This window comes from Neotabrizicola shimadae (assembly GCF_019623905.1).
In the GTDB taxonomy this organism is placed as follows: domain Bacteria; phylum Pseudomonadota; class Alphaproteobacteria; order Rhodobacterales; family Rhodobacteraceae; genus Neotabrizicola; species Neotabrizicola shimadae.
Genome location: NZ_CP069370.1, coordinates 2,471,291 through 2,485,825, shown reverse-complemented (window position 1 = coordinate 2,485,825; position 14,535 = coordinate 2,471,291). Strand labels below are relative to the sequence as shown.

Genomic DNA, 14,535 nt, shown 5'->3' with positions numbered 1-14,535 from the left:
GGGTGGCGGGAAAGTCAACGGGGCCGTCTTGCCGCATCTTCGGGGCTCTGGCAGGGTCTGGCCTTGACACGGAGAGGGGGCAACATGCGGACATTCGCCGAAATCCTGGACATCGCGGCCGCGCGCAAGGGCGGGGTTCAGGCGGTGCTGGCCTCCGCGCCGGTGCCGAAGACGGCCGAGGAACTGGCTGCCATCCCCGACAGCCGCTGGCTGGCCGCCATGGCGCGCGGCATCTTCCAGGCCGGGATCAGCTGGAAGGTGGTGGATGCCAAATGGCCGGGCATCGAAGAGGCGTTCCACGGGTTCGACGTTGGCCGAGTCTCGATGCTGGAAGGCGAGGCGATCGACGCACTGGTCTCGGACGCGCGGGTGATCCGCTCTGGGCCGAAGATCGTGGCGATCCGCGACAATGCGGTGTTCCTCCGGTCGGTGTCGGCAGAGGCGGGCAGTTTCGGGCGCAAGGTCGGGGACTGGCCCGCCTCTGACTATGCGGGCCTTCTGGACTGGCTGGTGAAGAACGGCAGCCGTCTTGGCGGGTCGACCGGGCCCTACATGCTGCGCTCGATGGGCAAGGAAAGCTGGATCCTGTCGGACGACGTGGTGAAGCGGTTGGTCGAGGAAGGCGTGGTCGAGGGGCCGCCCACCTCACGCAAGGCGATGGCGGCGGTGCAGGCGGCCTTCAACCGCTGGCAGGCGGAAAGCGGGCAGAGCCTGACGACGATCAGCCGGGTTCTGGCGCAAAGCATCGGGTGAGTTGGGGGCGAGATGCCGGAGTTTCTGACAACGCCGCAGGGGCGGAGCATTGCCTTCGACCGGGTTCCCGGCGCGGGGCCGGGGGTGGTGTTCCTGCACGGGCTGAAATCCGACATGGAGGGGACCAAGGCCGTGTTCCTGCGCGACTGGGCGCTGCGGACGGGCCGGGCCTTCCTGCGGTTCGACTGTTCGGGTCACGGGTTGTCTTCGGGGCGGTTCGACGAGGGCGCGATCGGCGACTGGTTCGAGGATGCGCTGGCGGCGATCCAGGCGCTGACCCAGGGGCCGCAGGTTCTGGTGGGATCGTCGATGGGGGGCTGGCTGACGCTGCTTCTGGCGCGGGCGGTGCCGGAGCGGGTGGCGGGGCTGGTGACCATCGCCGCCGCACCGGATTTCACCGAAGATTCGATGTGGGCCGGGTTTTCCGAGGATCAGCGCGCGGCGCTTGTGCGCGAGGGGCGGGTGGAACTGCCGTCAGAGTATTCGGCGGAGCCTTACGTCATCACGCGCCGGCTGATCGAGGAGGGGCGGGGGCGGCTGGTGCTGCGCACGCCGCTGGCGCTGCCCTTCCCGGTGCGGTTCCTGCAGGGCACGGCAGATGTCGACGTGCCACCTGCGGTGGCGCTGCGGCTTCTGGACCACGCGACGGGGCCAGACATGCAGCTGACGCTCGTGAAGGGGGCGGATCATCGTTTTTCCACGGCCGATTGCCTGGCGCTGATCGCCGCATCGGTCGAGGAGGTGCTGGCCCGCGCCTGAGCGCGGGCCGAAGGGTCAGTTCGACGCGGCCAGGCTGATCATCGGCTTGGCCTTTGCAGCCGGCGCCTCGGCCTTGGCCGGCGGGGCCGAATTGGCGTCGATGAAGCGCAGGACCAGCGGGCGGATGTTCAGCCGCCAGGACTTGCCGGCGAAGATGCCGTAGTGGCCCGCGCCCGGCTCCAGATGGCTCGCCTTCTTCGAGGCGGGCAGGTTGGTGAGCAGGTCCAGCGCGGCAAGGCACTGGCCGGGGGCCGAAATGTCGTCATTCGCGCCCTCGACCACCTTGACCGCGACCTGGGTGATCTTGCCCATGTCCACCGGCTTGCCGTTGATCGTGAAGGCGTTGCGCGCGATCTCGCGGTTCTTGAAGATGCGCTCGACCGTGGACAGGTAGAACTCGGCCGTCATGTCCATCACGGCAAGGTATTCGTCGTAGAACCGGTTGTGGGCGTCATGGTCGCTGGCCTCGCCCCGGGCCACCCGCATGATCTGTTCGCTGAAGGCCTTGGAATGGCGGTCGGCGTTCATGGTCATGAAGCTGTGCAGCTGCATCAGGCCCGGATAGACCAGACGGCCCGCGCCCTTGTACTTGAACCCCACGCGCTGGATGGCCAGTTGTTCCAGCTGTCCCATCGTCACGCGGCGGCCGAAATCCGTGACTTCGGTGGCGGCTGCGTCCGGGTCCACCGGCCCGCCGATCAGCGTCATGGACCGCGGCTGCGCATCGGGGTCTTCCCCGGCAAGCCAGGCCACGGCGGCCAGTGTCAGCGGCACGGGCTGGCAGACCGCGATCACATGCGTATCGGGCCCCATGTGGCGCAGGAATTCGGCGAGGTAGAGCGTGTAATCCTCGACATCGAACTTGCCGGCGCTGACCGGGATGTCGCGGGCATTGTGCCAGTCGGTCACGAAGACATCGCAATCGGGCAAGAGGCTGGCCACGGTGGAACGAAGGAGTGTCGCGTAATGCCCCGACATCGGCGCCACGACCAGCACCTTGCGCGCCATCGGCGGGCGGCGGCGCACGAAGAACTGCACCAGGTTGCCGAAGGGTCGTTCCACCACGGTCTGCACATCGACCAGGTGATCCTGCCCGTCCGGCCCCACGATGGACCGGATGCCCCAGTCGGGCTTGGCCACCATGCGGCCAAAGGTCCGCTCGGTCACCTCGCCCCAGGCGGCGGCCAGCGTCAGCATGGGGTTCATCGACAGGGCAAAGGCCGGGTAAGAGGCCATCGCCCGCGCGGTCGCACCCAACCATTCGTTGGTGTTGCGCGCGCTTTCCATCAGGTCATACGTCATCATGTAACGCATCGCGTCTCCTCGCCCGGGAAGGGGCTGCCAATTCGTCGCTTTCCCTCCCAAGACTGGCGACGGTATGCTGCACAAGCGGCAGGTTAGGGGGGAAAGTTTAACATGACAACGGATGACAAGGACGCAGGACCAAAGTTGGAGAGGCTGAACGCCAACCTCGCCCGCGTCGAAGACCTGTCGCAGCGCCTGATGATGGCGCTATCAAGCCGCCGCCAGCACGATCCGGCCCTGAACGGACCGTCCCAGGACGTCTATGTGAAGGCCGCCGCCGCCTATGTGGCAGAAATGATGCAGAACCCCTCCAAGATTCTGGAGCATCAGATCAGCTACTGGGGCAAGACCCTGAAGCACTATGTCGAGGCGCAGCAGGCGCTGGCAAAGGGCGAGTTCAAGGCCCCGCCGGACCCCACGCCGAAGGACCGGCGATTCGCTAACCCGTTGTGGGACACCCATCCCTTCTTCAACTACCTCAAGCAGCAATACCTTCTGAACGCCGAGGCGCTGACCTCTGCCGTGGGCGCGCTGGAGAACCTGGATCCGAACGACCGCAAGCGGGTGGAATACTTCACCCGCCAGATCGTCGACATGCTCTCGCCCACTAACTTCCTGGGCACCAATCCCGACGCGCTGGAAAAGGCCATCGCCACCGATGGCGAAAGCCTGGTGAAGGGGCTCGAGAACCTGGTCCGCGACATCGAGGCGAACAGCGGCGACCTTCTGGTCACCCTGGCCGACCGCGAGGCGTTCCATGTCGGTCAGAACATCGCCACCACCCCCGGCGACGTGGTGTTCCGCAACCGCCTATTCGAGCTGATCCAGTACCGGCCCACCACCGAAAAGGTGCATCAGGTGCCGCTGCTGATCTTTCCGCCCTGGATCAACAAGTTCTACATCATGGACCTGAAGGCCCAGAACAGCCTGATCAAGTGGATCGTGGACCAGGGCTTCACGCTGTTCGTGGTCAGCTGGGTCAACCCCGATGCCAGCTATCGCGACATCGGCATGGACGACTACATCCGCGACGGCTTCATGCGCGCCATGGCCGAGGTGCGCCGCATCACGGGCGAAAAGCAGATCAACGCGGTCGGCTACTGCATCGCCGGCACGACCCTGTCGCTGACGCTGGCGCATCTGGAAAAGGCCGGCGACAAGTCAGTGAAATCGGCGACCCTGTTCACCACACTCACCGATTTCTCGGACCCCGGCGAAGTGGGCGTCTTCCTGAACGAGGATTTCCTGGGCGGCATCGAACGCCAGGCCGAGGATGACGGCATCCTGTCGCGCTTCTTCATGGGGCGCACCTTCAGCTTCCTGCGGTCGAACGACCTGATCTACCAGCCCGCCATCAAGAGCTACATGATGGGCGAGGCGCCGCCCGCCTTCGACCTTCTTTACTGGAACGGCGACGGAACCAACCTGCCGGCGAAGATGGCGATCGAATACCTGCGCGGCCTGTGCCAGCGCGACGAGTTCGCCACCACGGGCTTCCCGGTCCTGGGCGGCAAGGTGACGCTGGCCGACGTGAAGCTGCCGCTCTGCGCCATCGCCTGCGAGACCGACCACATCGCCCATTGGCGGGGCAGCTTCAACGGCGTCCGGCAGATGGGATCGAAGGACAAGACCTTCATCCTTTCGCAAAGCGGCCACATCGCCGGGATCATCAATCCGCCGTCGAAGGGCAAGTATGGCCACTACACCAACGACGGCCCGATGACGACGCCCGAGGACTGGAAGGCCGGCGCGACCTTCCATCCAGGGTCATGGTGGCCTCGGTGGGGCGAGTGGCTGGCCGCAAGGTCGGGACGCATGATTTCGCCAAGGAATCCTGGCGATTCGGGCGCAGAGATCCTTGCCCCGGCACCGGGCACCTATGTCGTGGCCGAACCAAGTCTCTGATTTTCCAGCCGCAACCGGAAGGTGACTCCGCGATGCTGCATTGCAGAAATTTCACTTGCAATGCTGCGCTGCAGCATCTATATACTGCTCATCAGCAAGCGGGACCGACCCGGCAGCAGGAGCAATTGAAATGACCAAGACCCCGGACTTCACCAAAGTCATGCAGGACATGATGGCTTCCTTCCCGGTCGATGCCTCGGCCATGCAGAACGCCTTCAAGACCCAGGCCGCTTTCGGCGAAAAGCTGTCCAAGGTGGCTCTGGAAGCCGCCGAGAAGTCGACGGAAATCACCTCGAAGTGGGCCAAGGAAACCATCGCCAAGCTGGGCGACGTGACCAAGGCCAAGACGGAAGCCGCCGAATACGGCAAGGCTGCCTCGGATTTCGCTTCGGCCGCCGCTGAAATGGCTGCCGAGAACCTGGCCGCCTTTGCCGAAGTGGCGAAGAAGGTCCAGATGGAAACCGTCGAACTGATGCTTGCCGCTGGCAAGGACATGTCGGAAGACGCGACCGCCGCCGTGAAGAAGGCGACCGCCGAAGTCACCACCGTGGCCAAGAAGGTTTCCTCGGCCGCGAAGTGAGCCGCAAGGCTTAGCGCACCATTCCCATCCTCCTCCCTGTCGGACTGGTGCGCGGGGCGGGCTCGGAAGAGCCCGCCCTTTCCTTTTTTCTGCGCCTCGCCTAAGCTTCTCTGCACCGCAACACGAACGGGAGGGGGCCTATGGCCGAAACCGACAAGCCGTTGCTCATAAAGCGGTATGCAAGCCGGCGGCTCTACAACACCGAAACGTCCGACTACGTCACTCTGGAAGATGTGGCAGGCTTCATCCGCGCAGGGCGCGAGGTGCAGATCGTCGATCTCAAGACCGGCGACGACCTGACGCGGCAGTACCTCCTGCAGATCGTGGCCGAGCATGAATCGAAGGGCGAGAATGTCCTTCCGATCAACGTGCTGACCGACCTTGTGCGCAGCTACACCACCAATGTGCAATCCGTGGTGCCGCAGTTCCTTGCCGCCAGCTTCGAGATGCTGCGTGAGGGCCAGTCGAAGGTGATGGAGAACCTGTCCAGCTTCCCCAACCCGATGGCCGCGATGCCCGGCTTCGATGCCATGCGGAAAAGCCAGGAAGCCTTCATGAAAACCATGATGGGCGGTCTGCCGGGCTGGGGCTCCTCTGGCCCCGCACCCGATGAAGATGCCAAGGCCGGCGGTTCCGACGAGATCGCCGACATCAAGAAGCAGCTGGCCGAGCTTCAGAAGAAGCTGTCCAAGCTCTGATCGCCATGGGCGAGGGGCGGGGCGAAGGGCAGGGGCGCGTCACGCTCTGGGGGATCGAGGTCTTCCTTGCCGCGGCCGAAGAGGGCGCGGTTTCGGCTGCGGCACGGCGCCTGGGGGTCAGCCCTTCGGCGGTCAGCCAGCAACTGGCCGGTCTGGAAACCGCGCTTGGCGTGCCGCTTCTGGACAGGGCGGCGCGTCCCCTGCGCATGACGCCCGCCGGCACGATGTTCCGCCGCCATGCCCGCACCATCCTCGATGCCGAGGCCGAGGCGCGGGCCGAACTGGCGATGGCGGACCTGTCCGCGCTGACCACATTGCGCCTTGGCATGATCGAGGATTTCGATGCAGGCGTGACGCCCATGCTGCTGACCGCCCTGGCCGAGGATCTGAAGCATTGCCGCTTCCTTCTGGAAACCGGGGCCAGCCACCGCCTGCTGGACGGGCTGGAAACCCGGGCGCTGGACGTGGCGGTCACGGCCGATGGCGGCGCCGTGGGCGAAGACGCCGACTGGCGCGAGGTGCATCCCCTGATGGCCGAGCCCTTCGTCGCCGTCGTCCCGCGCGGCGTGACCTTGGACCCCGACCGCCTGCCGCTCATCCAGTACACAGCGCGGCACCTGATGGGCCGTCAGATCGCCGCGCATCTGATGCGGCAGAACCATGCCATTCCCTCGCGCTTCGAACTCGACAGCTATTCCGCCATCCTGGCCATGGTGGCGGCGGGCATTGGCTGGACCATCCTCACGCCGCTGGCCATCCGCTCGGCCCCGCGCTTCCGGCCCGAGGTCGAGGTGCGCCCCTTGCCCTTCGCGCCACTGGAACGGACCATCTCGCTTTCAGCCCGCGCCGGCGTGCTGCGCGACATGCCCGAACGCATCGCCACCCGCCTGCGCAGCCTGATCGCCGGGCAGGTCGTGGCGCCGATGGTTGCGGACCTGCCCTGGCTGGCGGGTACGCTGCGGGTGATGTAGGCGCGGGACCCGTCGCGCGATGGATCGCCCCGGCTGTGGGCAATTCCTGGCGCCAGAATCTCGACACGACAGCCGCTGATGGACTGTGTGATCCGGGCCTTGGGTATCTGATGAGGGTGTCTGCAGGGCCTGCACCCATGCCCCCGGCGTCGCAAAGTATGAAGTCCAAGTTAATGCGGCCAGGCAACCCATTGAATTTGCTTGGGTCGACCAGGCGTCCGAGCTCGGACGCCTCAGTGCCCCCTGGCCCGGACCTCGATCAGCCGCGGTCCCGTCTGGGGCGCCTGCAAGGCCGCCGCCAGGGCGGCAGGCTCGGCCGGAACGCTCTGGAAGGGCAGGTCGCAGGCCGCCGCAAAGGGCTCCAGCTTCAGGGGCGAGGGGTGGCAGCCGATCACCTGGGTCCCCGCCTCGGTCATGGCATCGGCGATCTCGTTGAAGGCCGCGTTGTTCCAGACCACGAAGGTCACCGCCGCCCCCGCATCCACCGCCGACCGCAGCTCGGCCGCGGTGAACTGCAGTCCCCCGTCGCCGATCAGGCAGACCACCGGCACCCCCGGCGCGGCAATCGCCGCCCCGATCGCCGCCCCCGGCGCGTAGCCCAGTGTCCCGTAGCCCGTGGCCGCATTGAACCAGCCGCCCGGCCGGTCATGCCCGTAGACCAGGTTCGCCGCATAGACCGGCTGGGTGCTGTCGCCCACGATGATCGACCCCGGAAGGGCATCGCGGATCGCCTCGACCATGGCGAGCCGCCGGGTCATCTTCGGGTCCAGCCGCCCAAGTTCCGCCCGCGCCGCCGCCACCGTCTCTGCCGCCCGTGCCGCCCCGACGCCCGCCTTGTCCGATAGCCGCGGCAGGAGCGCCGCCACCGTGGCCGCCGCATCCCCCCGCAGCGCCAGCGCCGCAGGATGCCGGGCCAGCTGGTCGCCCGACACGTCGATGCGGATCATCCCTGACAGGTCCGGCAGGCCCCCCCGGACATACATGTCATAGTCGGTCGGCCCCAACTCGGTCCCGATGGCCAGCACCTGATCCGCCGCCGCGATCAGGGCACGGGTCGCGTCCAGGCTGGGAGAGGCCGGTACCGCCAGCGGATGGCCCGGCATCTGGCCGCGGGCATTGATCGTCTGGACCACGGGCGCATCCAGCCGCTTGGCCAGCGCCGCGACATCCGCCGCCTTCGATCCGCCTCCGGCCAGGATCACCACCCGACCCGCCGCATCCAGAAGCGCGGCCGCGCGGTCCAGGTCCGCTTCCTCAGGCACCTCTGCCAGAGGCGCCGGCCCCGGTGCCGGCAGCGTCGGACACTCCAGCGGCATCACATCGGTCGGCACCTCGATGTGAACCGGTCCGGGCCGCTCGCCGGTCATCGCCGCCCATGCGGCCTCCAGCACCGGGGCCAGGTCTTCCGGCCCGTTCACACGGAAGGTCGGGCAGAGGGGGCGCACCATGGCCTGCTGGTCGGGCAGTTCATGCAGAAGCCCATGGCCAAGCTCCAGGCTCGAACGCCGGTTCACCCCGGTGATGACCAGAAGCGGGATGGAATCCGCTTTGGCCTGCCCCATGGCCGTGAGCCCGTTGGTGAGGCCCGGCCCGGTGATGAGGAAGGCCGCCCCCGGCTTGCCCGAGGTGCGGGCATAGCCATCGGCCATGAAGACACAGCCCTGCTCGTGTCGCCCGGTGACATGGCGGACGGCGGCATTGGACAGGCCGCGGTACAACTGGACCGTATGGACGCCGGGAATGCCGAAGACGACCTCGACCCCGCGGGCCACCAGCCCTTCGACCAGGCGCTCGCCGACAGTTCTCATGCCGCACCCTTCAGGCAACGTGCGGCATGGGAGGCGATGAGGTCGGCCGCCTCGGTGATCACGGCATCGGGCTGCGTCAGGCTGAGCCGGAGCCAGCCATGCAGCGAGGTGCCGAAGCTTTCGCCGGGCATGGTGGCGACGCCGGTGGCCTCCAGCAGCGACAACGCGAAGTCACGTCCCGAAAGCCCGGTGGAGCGCACGTCAAGGAGCGCGAACATGCCCGCCTCGGGGCGGTGCAGCCTGAGGCCCGCCGTGCCATCGAGCCGCCGGTGCAAAAGTTCGGCGCGCGCCGCGAAGCGACTGGCCATGCCTCGCGCGATGCTGGACGGGGCGGCAATGGCCTCGGCCGTCATGTCGGCGATGAAGGGCTGGCTGCCGAAGAGCATGGTCTCGGACAGGGGAAGGAGCCGGGCGGTGAACTCGCGCGGGCCGGCGCACCAACCCGACCGGAAGCCCGGCGCGGCGTGGGATTTCGAGATCGAGGCGGCAACGACGGTGCGATCGGCCAGGTCCGGGTCGTCGAAGGGCGAGGCGAAGGACACACCGTCGAAGACCAGTTCCTCATAGACTTCGTCGGACAGGATCCACAGGTCATGGGCGCGCGCAACCTCGCCCAGGGCCGCGATCTCGTCCTTGCGCAGGACGGCGCCGGTGGGGTTGTGGGGCGAGTTCAGGAACAGGATACGGGTCCGCGGGGTGACACGGGCAGCCACATCGGCGGCCTGCATACGGAAGCCCTTCTCGGGTCGCAGAGGCACAGGAACGAGGGTAGCGCCAGAGGCGGCAACGATGCCCTCGTAGGTGGCATACATCGGATCGCCCAACAGAACTTCGGTTCCCGGCTCTGCCAGAGCCATCATGACGGCGAAAAGAACAGTTTGCGTGCCGGGCAGGCAGATAAACTGGTCTGTTCCCACAGACCGCCCCGTGCGCCGAGTATAGCGTTCGGACAGGGCGCGCAGCAGGGCAGGCTCGCCCCTGCCGTTGGAATAGGAGGTACGGCCGGACTGCATGGCGCGGGTCGCCGCGTCGATCAACATCCGCGGCGTATCCACATCGGGCTCGCCGATGGTCATTTCCAGAACGCGGCGGCCTTCCGATTTCATCAGCCGCGCGCGGCTGTGGACCTCCCACTTGGCGCCGCCCAGATGTGCCAGACGTTCGGTGATGGGGGCGTATCTCATGCGAAGACCTCTGGCGAAGGCGGGGGCAGGACGGAGATCAGGTCCACCCCCAGGATGGCGCCACAGGAGGTGAGACCGATGGTCACGATCTCGCCCGAGGCGAAGGTGTCGGGGAGGATGGAGCCTTCCATCCAGAGCCCGTCAATGACCGCGTTGCAGGCGATGGCGTCGGCCCGGTTGCGCGGCGGAGAGGACGGGCGCGGGAGGTCGGCGATCAGGCTTTCCAGCCGGCTGCGATAGGCGTGGTAGCTCATCTCGTGCACGTCGCGCATGGCGCGGTCGCGGCGCACGAGATGCAGGAAGCCGGCCCACAGAACGACGCGATGCCCATCGACGACGGGCGGGCGCAGCGAGCCGGCCACGAAGGCGGCAAGCCGGGCCGCCGGGTCGGGCGGGGCATCGTCAAGTCCGGCGCCGCTTTCAGCGGTCATGCGGGTCATCATGTCGAGGAAGGCGGAACGCAGCAGGTCTTCCTTGCTGCCGAAGTAGTGGCGGATCAGCCCGGCCGTAACGCCCGCGCGCGCCGCGATGGCGCGAAGCGTGGCGGCTTCGGCCCCGCCTTCGCCAACCAGCATCAATGTGGCGGCAACGAGATCCTCTCGCCGGCGGTCCTCGCCCTCGCGGCGGAACTGACGTCTCTCTGTCGCCACGGCCAACCAAGCAAAATGTTATACGAGTGTACAATAAGGGGTTCGGCGGCACATCGCAAGCGCGGATTCGGTTTGCGCGGATTGGTGCCGCAACACCCGCGATCCCGTGCGGGGTGGCCCGGATTTTTGCTGGCCTACGGGCCGGATCTTGGCTAATCTGAACCGATAGACCCGGAACACCGGGCGTAGGCAGAGCAGGCGGACAGGCGGCACCCATGACTGAGATGGTCTATGGTTCCATGCCCTCACGGGCGACGGAGCCGGTTCTTTCCCGTTGGTGGCGGACGATCGACAAGTGGTCCATGGCCGCGATCGTGCTTCTGTTCGGCATCGGCCTTTTGCTGGGGCTGGCCGCATCGGTGCCGCTGGCGCAGCGCAACGGGCTGGACAGCTTTTACTATGTGCAGCGGCAGGCGATCTTTGGCTTCATGGCCATGGGTGCGATGGTGCTGGTCTCGATGATGCCGCCCGTCATGGTGCGACGGTTCGCCGTCCTTGGCTTTGCGGCAAGCATGGTGGCGCTGTTGGCGCTGCCCTTCATCGGCTCGGATTTCGGCAAGGGCGCGGTGCGCTGGATCTCGCTTGGCTTTGCCTCGTTCCAGCCGTCGGAGTTCCTTAAGCCCTTCTACATCGTGGTCATCGCCTGGCTGATGGCGGCGGCGCAGGATCTGAACGGCCCGCCCGGAAAGACGCTGTCGCTGGTGCTGACATTGGTGATCGTGGCGTTGCTTGCCTCGCAGCCGGACTTTGGTCAGACCGCGCTGGTGCTGTTCGGCTGGGGCGTCGTCTATTTCGTGGCGGGCGCACCGATGCTGCTGATCATCGTGGTGATCGGCATTGTGGGTGCCGGCGGGTTCCTGGCCTACAACTCGTCAGAGCACTTTGCCCGCCGGATCGACGGCTTTCTGACGCCCGATGTCGATCCGCGCACCCAGATCGGTTATGCGACCAATGCGATCCAGGAAGGCGGCTTCTTCGGGGTCGGCGTGGGCGAGGGGCAGGTGAAGTGGTCGTTGCCCGACGCGCATACCGACTTCATCATCGCTGTGGCCGCGGAGGAATACGGCCTTATCCTGGTGCTGACGATCATCGCGCTTTACGCCGTGGTGGTGGTGAGGTCGCTGCACCGGCTGACGCGCGAGCGTGATCCCTTCATCCGGCTTTCGGGCACGGGGCTGGCCTGCATCTTCGGCGTTCAGGCCATGGTCAACATGGGCGTGGCGGTTCGGTTGCTGCCGGCCAAGGGCATGACGCTGCCCTTCGTGAGCTATGGCGGTTCTTCGGTCATCGCGGCCGGCATCACGGCCGGCGCCCTGCTGGCCATGACCCGCGCGCGGCCGCAAGGCGCCATGGGCGACATCTTCCGGCGGCGGCGCTGATGGCCGAGCCGCTGCTTCTCATCGCGGCAGGCGGGACCGGGGGGCACATGTTCCCCGCCCAGGCTCTGGCCGAGACGATGGTGGCACGCGGCTGGCGGGTGAAGCTGTCCACCGATGCGCGCGGGGCGCGCTATGCCGGGGGCTTTCCGTCCGTGGTGCCGGTCGAGCAGGTGGCCTCGGCCACCTTCTCGCGCGGGGGGGCGGCGGCAAAGCTGGGGGCGCCCTTCGTGATTGCGGGCGGCATCATCGGCGCTGTGGCGGGCATGATGCGGGACAAGCCCACCGTTGTGGTGGGCTTCGGCGGATATCCCACGATCCCGGCGCTGGCGGCGGCAGTGATCCTGCGGCGACCGCGCATGATCCACGAACAGAACGGCGTCCTGGGGCGGGTGAACGCGGCATTCGCCTCGCGCGTGGACCGGCTGGCGTGTGGCACCTGGCCCACCGACCTGCCGCCAGGCGTGGCGGGCGAGCATGTCGGCAACCCTGTGCGCGCCGCGGTGCTGGAGCGGGCAGGGGCGGCCTACATCCCGCCGGGTGAATACCCGATGAGCCTTCTGGTCATCGGCGGCAGCCAGGGGGCAAGGGTCCTGTCGGATTTGGTGCCCGCTGCGGTAGCCGCCCTGCCAGAGACATTGCGTGAGCGGTTGCGCGTGTCGCACCAGGCGCGAGACGAGGATGCGGCGCGCGTTGTCGAGACCTATGCCACAGCTGGCGTGCGGGCCGAGGTGCAGCCCTTCTTCACCGATATTCCGCGCAGGCTAAGCGAGGCTCAGCTCGTGATCTCGCGCTCGGGCGCCTCGTCGGTTGCCGACATTTCTGTTATCGGGCGCCCATCGATCCTGATCCCTTTCGCCGCGGCTACCGGCGACCACCAGACCGCCAACGCGCGCGGGCTGGTGCAGGCCGGTGCGGCGGTAATGCTGCCGGAATCCGCGCTTGACGCGGCCAAGCTTTCGCGGGACATCGCCGCGATCCTTTCCGACCCCGTGCGCGCCGAAACCATGGCGCGGGCCGCGCTGGCCCAGGGGCGCCCGGATGCCACGGACCGCCTTGCGGGGCTGGTCGAGACGCTAGCAAGGAAGATGCCATGAACGCCGCAACCAAACTTCCGCTGGAACTGGGCCCGATTCATTTCGTTGGGATCGGTGGTATCGGCATGTCGGGGATCGCCGAGGTGCTGCTGACGCTTGGCTACCGGGTGCAGGGATCGGATGCCAAGGCATCGAAAATCACCGACCGTCTGGTGAAGCTCGGCGCTACGTTCTTCGAAGGTCAGGCGGCCGGTAACATCGGCGACGCTGCGGTGGTCGTGATTTCCTCGGCGATCAAGAAGGGAAACCCCGAGCTGGAAGAGGCCCGGCGGCGAAAGTTGCCCGTGGTGCGACGCGCCGAGATGCTGGCCGAGCTGATGCGGATGCGGTCGAACATCGCGATTGCCGGCACGCACGGCAAGACGACGACGACGACCATGGTGGCAACGCTGCTGGACAAGGGAGGTTTCGATCCGACTGTGATCAACGGTGGGGTGATCCATGCCTATGGATCGAACGCCCGTGCCGGGGCCGGCGAATGGATGGTGGTTGAGGCCGACGAAAGCGACGGCAGCTTCAACCGGTTGCCTGCGACCATTGCCATCGTGACGAACATCGATCCCGAGCACATGGAGCACTGGGGCACCATCGACGCGCTGCGCAAGGGGTTCCTGGATTTTGTCTCGAACATTCCGTTCTACGGCATTGCGGTGTGCTGCACCGACCATCCGGAAGTGCAGGCATTGGTTGGCCGCGTGACCGACCGCCGCGTGGTCACCTTCGGGTTCAATGCGCAGGCCGATGTGCGCGCGGTGAACCTCAAGTTCGAAAACGGCAAGGCGCGCTTCGATGTGCTGTTGCAGAACGAGGAACCCGGTTCGAAAATCGAAAGCTGTTCACTTCCGATGCCGGGGGACCATAATGTCTCCAACGCGCTGGCCGCGATTGCCGTGGCACGTCACCTGGGCATGAAGAAGGACGAGATCCGCGAGGCCCTGGCCGGTTTCGCTGGCGTGAACCGTCGCTTCACCCGCGTGGGTGAGGTGAATGGTGTGACCATCATCGACGACTACGGCCACCACCCGGTGGAGATCGCCGCAGTGCTCAAGGCGGCCCGCCAGGCTGTCGCCGACCAGCCCGGCGCACGGGTCATCGCCGTGCACCAGCCGCACCGCTATACGCGCCTGTCCAACCTGTTCAACGAATTCTGCACCTGCTTCAACGAAGCGGATGTCGTGGGCATCGCCGATGTCTATGCCGCGGGAGAGGAGCCCATCCCCGGCGCCAGCCGTGACGATCTGGTGGCCGGCCTGATCGCCCACGGCCACCGCCACGCCCGCGCGGTGATGGACGAGGCGGATCTCGCTCGGCTGGTGAAGGAACAGGCCCGGCCGGGCGACATGGTCGTCTGCCTTGGCGCCGGCACGATCAGTGCCTGGGCGAACGGACTTCCAGCGCGTCTGATGGGGAAGGCAGCATGATCCGCTTCCGGCGCCCTGCGCGGACTAT

At 66.8% G+C, this 14,535-nt stretch carries 13 protein-coding genes; 9 read left to right on the top strand and 4 right to left on the bottom strand.

Annotated features, from left to right (window positions below; translation table 11 throughout):
• Positions 1-84 precede the first annotated feature (84 nt).
• Entirely contained in the window at positions 85-753 is a 669-nt protein-coding gene (locus JO391_RS12020; protein WP_220660728.1) for a DNA-3-methyladenine glycosylase I, read from the top strand.
• Positions 754-765: 12 nt separating this feature from the next.
• On the top strand, positions 766-1,512 hold the full coding sequence (locus tag JO391_RS12015) for an alpha/beta fold hydrolase (protein ID WP_220660727.1): 747 nt from the start codon (positions 766-768) through the stop codon (positions 1,510-1,512).
• Between the two features lie 15 nt (positions 1,513-1,527).
• On the opposite strand, the gene phaZ is transcribed toward JO391_RS12015, so the two are convergent.
• A complete protein-coding gene (gene phaZ, locus JO391_RS12010; RefSeq protein ID WP_220660726.1) occupies positions 1,528-2,826 on the bottom strand; it encodes a polyhydroxyalkanoate depolymerase in 1,299 nt (432 codons plus the stop codon).
• 102 nt (positions 2,827-2,928) lie between these two features.
• Between phaZ and phaC the strand changes: the two genes are divergently transcribed.
• The 4 genes from phaC to JO391_RS11990 all read left to right on the top strand — a co-directional run bounded on the left by phaC (position 2,929) and on the right by JO391_RS11990 (position 6,971).
• Positions 2,929-4,722 (top strand): class I poly(R)-hydroxyalkanoic acid synthase, encoded by a 1,794-nt coding sequence (gene phaC / locus JO391_RS12005; protein ID WP_220660725.1) that lies wholly within the window; start codon positions 2,929-2,931, stop codon positions 4,720-4,722.
• A 130-nt stretch (positions 4,723-4,852) separates the two neighbouring features.
• Positions 4,853-5,302 carry a Phasin gene (locus JO391_RS12000; protein WP_220660724.1) on the top strand — a complete coding sequence of 150 codons (450 nt, stop codon included), beginning with the start codon at positions 4,853-4,855 and terminating at the stop codon, positions 5,300-5,302.
• Positions 5,303-5,442: 140 nt separating this feature from the next.
• A complete protein-coding gene (gene phaR, locus JO391_RS11995) occupies positions 5,443-6,000 on the top strand; it encodes a polyhydroxyalkanoate synthesis repressor PhaR (RefSeq protein WP_220660723.1) in 558 nt (185 codons plus the stop codon).
• Between the two features lie 5 nt (positions 6,001-6,005).
• Positions 6,006-6,971 carry a LysR family transcriptional regulator gene (locus JO391_RS11990; RefSeq protein ID WP_220660722.1) on the top strand — a complete coding sequence of 322 codons (966 nt, stop codon included), beginning with the start codon at positions 6,006-6,008 and terminating at the stop codon, positions 6,969-6,971.
• A 233-nt stretch (positions 6,972-7,204) separates the two neighbouring features.
• Here the strand turns inward: JO391_RS11990 and JO391_RS11985 are convergent, their stop codons facing one another.
• From JO391_RS11985 to JO391_RS11975, 3 genes are read right to left on the bottom strand one after another with little or no spacing between them, the layout of a single operon-like run.
• Positions 7,205-8,779 (bottom strand): 5-guanidino-2-oxopentanoate decarboxylase, encoded by a 1,575-nt coding sequence (locus tag JO391_RS11985; protein ID WP_220660721.1) that lies wholly within the window; start codon positions 8,777-8,779, stop codon positions 7,205-7,207.
• Positions 8,776-9,963 (bottom strand): pyridoxal phosphate-dependent aminotransferase, encoded by a 1,188-nt coding sequence (locus JO391_RS11980; protein WP_220660720.1) that lies wholly within the window; start codon positions 9,961-9,963, stop codon positions 8,776-8,778. Before JO391_RS11980 ends, JO391_RS11985 begins: the two co-directional genes overlap by 4 nt.
• Positions 9,960-10,613, bottom strand: a complete 654-nt coding sequence (locus tag JO391_RS11975) for a TetR/AcrR family transcriptional regulator (protein WP_220660719.1) — start codon at positions 10,611-10,613, stop codon at positions 9,960-9,962. The genes JO391_RS11980 and JO391_RS11975 overlap by 4 nt, the downstream gene beginning before the upstream one ends.
• A gap of 215 nt (positions 10,614-10,828) precedes the next feature.
• Between JO391_RS11975 and ftsW the strand changes: the two genes are divergently transcribed.
• The 3 genes from ftsW to murC are packed head-to-tail and all read left to right on the top strand — an operon-like array spanning position 10,829 to position 14,507.
• The gene (gene ftsW, locus JO391_RS11970; RefSeq protein ID WP_220660718.1) at positions 10,829-11,992 is read left to right on the top strand and encodes a putative lipid II flippase FtsW; all 1,164 of its coding nucleotides are present in this window, start codon (positions 10,829-10,831) and stop codon (positions 11,990-11,992) included.
• Positions 11,992-13,086, top strand: coding sequence for a UDP-N-acetylglucosamine--N-acetylmuramyl-(pentapeptide) pyrophosphoryl-undecaprenol N-acetylglucosamine transferase (locus JO391_RS11965; RefSeq protein WP_220660717.1), 1,095 nt, complete (start codon positions 11,992-11,994; stop codon positions 13,084-13,086). The genes ftsW and JO391_RS11965 overlap by 1 nt, the downstream gene beginning before the upstream one ends.
• Positions 13,083-14,507 carry a UDP-N-acetylmuramate--L-alanine ligase gene (murC, locus tag JO391_RS11960; protein ID WP_220660716.1) on the top strand — a complete coding sequence of 475 codons (1,425 nt, stop codon included), beginning with the start codon at positions 13,083-13,085 and terminating at the stop codon, positions 14,505-14,507. Before JO391_RS11965 ends, murC begins: the two co-directional genes overlap by 4 nt.
• Positions 14,508-14,535 lie beyond the last annotated feature (28 nt).